The sequence below is a fragment of the Salinivibrio sp. IB574 genome (assembly GCF_001996205.1).
Classification (GTDB): Bacteria; Pseudomonadota; Gammaproteobacteria; order Enterobacterales; family Vibrionaceae; genus Salinivibrio; species Salinivibrio proteolyticus.
This window is the reverse complement of the sequence record NZ_MUFN01000065.1, coordinates 1-1,654: the sequence shown is the minus strand read 5'-3', so window position 1 is coordinate 1,654 and position 1,654 is coordinate 1. Positions and strand designations below refer to the sequence as shown.

General features: G+C 52.8%; 1 protein-coding gene. It reads left to right on the top strand.

Annotation, left to right across the window (positions count from 1 at the left end; all coding sequences use genetic code 11):
* Positions 1 to 1,654 (top strand): VCBS domain-containing protein (locus tag BZJ17_RS16935; RefSeq protein ID WP_198534225.1); only part of this gene is annotated, 1,654 nt, incomplete at both ends.

The following is a 1,654-nucleotide window of genomic DNA, read 5'->3' as shown; positions in this document are numbered from 1 at the left end:
CGCTAGAACTGGTCGATGGCAACTGGATCTATACCCTTGATCAGTCTGCGGTGCAAAATTTAGATGCCGGCGATCAGGTCACCGATACCATCACTCTGACTGCCTCTGATGGCACMCAGCAAGATATTGTCATCACCATTACCGGGACAGATGACGACCCTGTAGTCAGTGGTGAGTTTGTGGGTTCCGTCACCGAAGGTAATGAGGGTGATGCGCCCGTGACTGCCACGGGCACCATTGCGATCAATGATGTCGACGGTGACGATGCACCCACTTTCGCCAATACCTCAGAGACAGGGACTTATGGTTCGCTAGAACTGGTCGATGGCAACTGGACCTATACCCTTGATCAGTCTGCGGTGCAGRATTTAGATGCCGGCGATCAGGTCACCGATACCATTACCCTAACTGCAAGCGATAACACGCAACAAGATATTGTCATCACCATTACCGGGACGGATGACGACCCTGAAGTCACCGGTGAGTTTGTGGGTTCGGTCACCGAGGGTAATGTGGGCGATGCTGCGGTCACTGCAAGTGGCACCATCGCGATCAATGATGTCGACGGCGACGATAACCCGACCTTTGCCAATACCACAACGTCTGGCACTTATGGTTCACTCGAGCTGGTCGATGGTGATTGGACGTATACGCTCGATCAGTCTGCGGTGCAGAATTTAGATGCCGGCGATCAGATCACCGATACCGTCACCCTGACTGCCTCTGATGGCACCGAGCAAGCTATTGTCATCACTATTACTGGTAGCGAGGATGCTCCTGAAGTCAGTGGTAAGTTTGTTGGTTCCGTGACCGAAGGTAATGAAGGAGATGCTCCTGTCACTGCCACGGGTACGATTGCAATCACTGATGTCGACGGAGACGATGCACCCACCTTTGCCAATACCACAGAAACGGGGACTTATGGTTCGCTGGAACTGGTCGGTGAGAACTGGACCTACACCCTTGATCAAGCCAGCGTGCAGAATTTAGATGCCGGTGATGAAGTGACCGATACCATTACTCTCACCGCCTCTGATGGCACCCAGCAAGATATTGTTGTCACTATTACTGGTAGCGAGGATGCGCCAGAAGTCAGTGGTGAGTTTGTGGGGTCCGTCACCGAGGGTGATGTAGGTGATGCTGCCGTGACTGCCACCGGCAGCATTGCGATCAGTGATGTCGACGATGGCGATAATCCAACCTTTGCCGATACCACTGAAACTGGTACTTATGGTTCGCTCGAGCTGGTCGATGGTGATTGGACTTATACGCTCGATCAGTCTGCGGTGCAGAATTTAGATGCCGGCGATCAGGTTACCGATACCATCACTCTGACTGCCTCTGATGGCACCCAGCAAGATATTGTCATCACCATTACCGGGACGGATGATGCCCCTGAAGTCACCGGYGAGTTTGTGGGTTCCGTCACCGAAGGTAATGAAGGTGATGCGCCCGTGACTGCCACGGGCACCATTGCGATCAATGATGTCGACGGTGACGATGCACCCACTTTCGCCAATACCTCAGAGACAGGGACTTATGGTTCGCTAGAACTGGTCGATGGCAACTGGATCTATACCCTTGATCAGTCTGCGGTGAACTGGTCGATGGCAACTGGATCTATACCCTTGATCAGTCTGCGGTGCAAAATTTA